This window comes from Microcoleus sp., from assembly GCF_049646505.1.
Lineage (GTDB): Bacteria > Cyanobacteriota > Cyanobacteriia > Cyanobacteriales > Microcoleaceae > Microcoleus.
In genome coordinates, this window is sequence record NZ_JBARVX010000107.1 from 1 (window position 1) to 4,034 (window position 4,034).

The 4,034-nt window shown below is 49.5% G+C and carries 3 protein-coding genes and 1 pseudogene; 2 read left to right on the plus strand and 2 right to left on the minus strand.

The window, feature by feature from the left end; all coding sequences use genetic code 11:
* Positions 1–232, minus strand: a pseudogene (locus WBA89_RS06255) (hypothetical protein); the annotation flags it as partial.
* A gap of 76 nt (positions 233–308) precedes the next feature.
* Between WBA89_RS06255 and WBA89_RS06260 the strand changes: the two are divergent.
* Positions 309–2,462: a polyribonucleotide nucleotidyltransferase gene (locus WBA89_RS06260; RefSeq protein WP_424404797.1), complete on the plus strand. Its 2,154-nt coding sequence runs from the start codon at positions 309–311 to the stop codon at positions 2,460–2,462.
* 664 nt (positions 2,463–3,126) lie between these two features.
* Positions 3,127–3,504, plus strand: coding sequence for a hypothetical protein (locus WBA89_RS06265; RefSeq protein WP_333424642.1), 378 nt, complete (start codon positions 3,127–3,129; stop codon positions 3,502–3,504).
* Between the two features lie 108 nt (positions 3,505–3,612).
* On the opposite strand, the gene WBA89_RS06270 is transcribed toward WBA89_RS06265, so the two are convergent.
* Positions 3,613–4,034, minus strand: a 422-nt coding sequence (locus tag WBA89_RS06270) for a Rid family detoxifying hydrolase (RefSeq protein ID WP_424404800.1), incomplete at its 5' end; no start/stop codon positions are given.

Here is a 4,034-nt window from a genome sequence, read left to right on the forward strand (position 1 = left end):
ATGCCCCATGCCCCATGCCCCATGCCCCATGCCCCATGCCCAATCCCGGATGGTTGACCCGATCGCTCCCAAGTCCCAATCGAAAACTCATCGTACCATCTAGAGCCGGCGTTTGGGGGGCGATCGATCGGGCGAACCTACCCCAGAATCTCCCCGATTGAGAGTATAAATGCTTACACCTCCAGCGCCGCAATTCGATCGACCGCACCAAATAATCTCTATCTTTTGGCATTGGACTCTCAAACATCCTGTGGTAGTGTTACGATCCCGACAGAGAAAGAATGTGGTAGATAAGGAAGCAGTCCTACATGGTAGAGATAGACAAGTCAATATCCTTCGATGGAAGGGATATTAGACTGAAGATTGGTTTACTAGCGCCTCAAGCAGGCGGTGCAGTTTTGATTCAGTCGGGTGACACGGCAGTTTTAGTGACGGCGACTCGATCGCAGGGGAGAGAAGGAATTGATTTCCTGCCTTTGTTGGTGGATTACGAAGAGAGACTGTACGCAGGCGGTAAAATTCCCGGTGGATTTTTGCGCCGGGAAGGGCGTCCCCCAGAAAAAGTGACTTTGACTGGGCGTTTGATCGATCGACCGCTGCGCCCGCTATTCCCAAGCTGGCTGCGAGATGACATCCAAGTCGTAGCCACAACGGTTTCGATGGACGAACAAGTGCCGCCGGATGTTTTGGCGGTAACGGGCGCTTCAGTAGCGATCCTGCTGGCGAAAATGCCGTTTTACGGGCCGATGGCTGCGGTGCGAGTCGGTTTGGTAGGGGACGATTTCATCATCAACCCAACCTACAGCGAAATCAAAGAAGGCGAGTTGGATCTCGTGGTAGCCGGTTCTCCAGACGGAGTAATCATGGTGGAAGCCAGCGCCAACCAATTGCCGGAACAAGATATCATCGAGGCGATCGACTTCGGCTACGAAGCAGCCTGCGACTTGATTCAAGCCCAGCGCGAAATTATGGCAGAATTGGGCATCGATTTGGTAGTAGAGGAAAGACCATCGCCAGATATGGCCTTGGAAAACTTTATTCGCGATCGCGCCCAAGAACCAATCCGCATCATTTTGTCAAGATTTGAAAAAGACAAAACAGTACGGAATGCGGCTTTAGACGAAGTGAAAGCCAATGAAGTCGAAGCTGCGATCGCCGAACTCGCCGAAGACGATCCGATCAAAGTAGCCGCAGGCGCCAACAGCAAGACAATTGGCAACGTTTTCAAAGACGTTACCAAAAAAATGATGCGGAAGCAAATCATCGAAGATGGCGTCCGTGTAGACGGCCGCAAGCTAGACGAGGTGCGTTCCGTTTCTTGTCGCGTAGGGGTGCTGCCGTCGCGAGTACACGGCTGTGCGCTGTTCAATCGCGGGTTAACCCAAGTCTTGTCCACAGCTACCCTGGGAACCCCCGGCGACGCCCAAGACTTAGGAGACGACTTGCACCCGCAGCAAGACAAACGCTACTTGCATCACTACAATTTCCCGCCTTTTTCCGTGGGAGAAACTAAACCGATGCGATCGCCCGGACGCCGAGAAATCGGTCACGGAGCCCTCGCAGAACGCGCCCTAGTCCCAGTTTTGCCATCAAAAGAAGATTTCCCCTACGTAATTCGCGTAGTCTCCGAAATCCTTTCTTCCGACGGTTCAACATCAATGGGTTCAGTGTGCGGATCGACACTAGCATTAATGGATGCAGGCGTTCCCCTTTCCCAACCCGTCAGCGGCGCGGCAATGGGATTAATCAAAGAAGGCGATGAAGTCCGAATTTTGACAGACATTCAAGCAATTGAAGACTTCTTAGGCGACATGGACTTCAAAGTAGCCGGTACCGACACCGGAATTACTGCTTTGCAAATGGACATGAAAATCAAAGGTTTGCCCTTAGATGTCATAGCCACCGCCATCCGCCAAGCCAAACCCGCCAGACTGCACATTTTAGAAAGAATGCTAGCAACCATCGACGCTCCCCGCAAGGAAATGTCGCCGTTTGCACCGCGCTTGCTAACCCTGAAAATCGATCCAGAATTTATCGGTTTGGTAATTGGGCCAGGTGGCAAAACAATCAAAGCCATCACCGAAGAAACCGGTGTCAAGATTGACATCGAAGACGACGGAACCGTGACAATTGCCGGTAACGACAGCGAGAAAGCTCAGCGGGCTTACAATATTGTCCAAGGCATGACGCGCAAGTTGAATGCTGGAGACGTGTATGTCGGCCGCGTAACTCGAATTATTCCGATCGGCGCTTTTGTAGAAATTCTCCCTGGCAAAGAAGGAATGATTCACATTTCCCAGTTAGCGGATTACCGCGTCGGGAAAGTGGAAGACGAGTTAGCAGTGAACGATGAAGTGATTGTCAAAGTGCGAGAAATTGACAATAAAGGTCGGATTAACTTAACCCGTTTGAACATTCATCCCGACGAAGCGGCAGCCGCCCGCGAAGCGTTGAATAAGTAGTTTAGGGTTGACAGTTGACGGTAGACAGTTGACAGTTGACAGTTGGTAATTGGTAATTGGTAATTGGTAATTGGTAATTGCTAATTGCTAATTCCTAACTGGTAATTGAGATTAAATCTGATTGTTTCAGATTGATTTGAGAGTAGGTGCGCGACAGCAAAAGATCGAAAAGTGCGATCCTCTTCGAGGGCTGCGCTAACGGCTGTGGGAATTAAGACAGTCGCGCACTTTACCCTCGGCGGTTGCTATACATAAAAATATAAACTTTTATCATTCGGCGGTTGAAACCGCAGCTACACAAACGAAGTCCACTCCTAGCGGACTGAAGAAAATATAAAATATGCTTAGAGAGAGGAATAAATCCATGCCGAAACGGTCGATCGTTTTCAAGACTGAATCGCTATCTTCCCCTGGATGGGAGGATTTGCTCGTTACCAGGCTCTGCCTGGTAATGCAGATCCGGAGGCTCTGCCTCCTTCTTTCTTGCAACTTACAAGAGAGAGGACTGTAGGAGATGTTTAAGTTATTAAGTTTTCGATCCTAAGCGGACTCAATAAAATATAAACTTTTATCATTCGGCGGTTGAAACCGCTGCTACACAAACGATGTCCGCCTGCGCGGACTGAAGAAAATATAAAGTATGCTTAGAGAGAGGAATAAATCAATGCCGAAACGGTTGATCGTTTTCAAGACTGAATCGCTATCTTCCCCTGGATGGGAGGATCGATCGCTTTCTCATACAGGTGCTCTAACCAGTATCCTCGCAGAACATTATGATTACTCAAACAAACCTCTGCCTCAAACGGGCGATCGCCTGCGACACTTTGCCCAATTTACCGAGAGTAGAGAGCCTAAATCCCCTGGTGTCACCACTCACGTTCGCTGGGGAGACTGGGAAGTATCGCGCGTAGAGGAGTACAGTCCCAAGATGCCGAATGCTGAGTATGACTGTTTAGCGGTATGCTATTGTCGTTACTCACCGATAGAGTCTGAGTGGAAGGAACTGCCGAAGATTCAGGTTCCCGAACTACAAGAGCATTAACGCGCCCGTTGGCCTAAAATATGCTTGTCGGGCGATCAATTTTACTCTTAGTCCGCGGAGGCGGACATTGTTTGTATAGACGCGGTTTCAACCGCCGAGTCCCTGAAATCAAATAACCGCAATACAGTCAATCTCAACTAACACATCCTTCGGCAAACGCGCCACCTCCACACAAGCGCGCGCCGGTGCAGTTTCCGCATCAAAATATTTCGCATAAACCGCATTCACAGCGGCAAAATCATTCATATCTTTGAGGAAAACCGTAGTTTTTACGACATCCAACCAAGTAGCGCCGGCTTCTGTGAGAATGGCTTCGAGATTTGCCATAACTTGTTGGGTTTGTTTTGCCACGTCGTCGGTGTAGACGATATCGTTTAGTCTAGTGTCGATCGCAATTTGACCAGCTACAAACAGCATAGTGCCCGAAGCGGCGATCGCTTGATTGTAAGGGCCGACGGGTGCCGGTGCTTTGTCAGTACGAATAATTTTGCGCGTCATAGATGTTACTTTTTGGGATAATTTATCGGAGG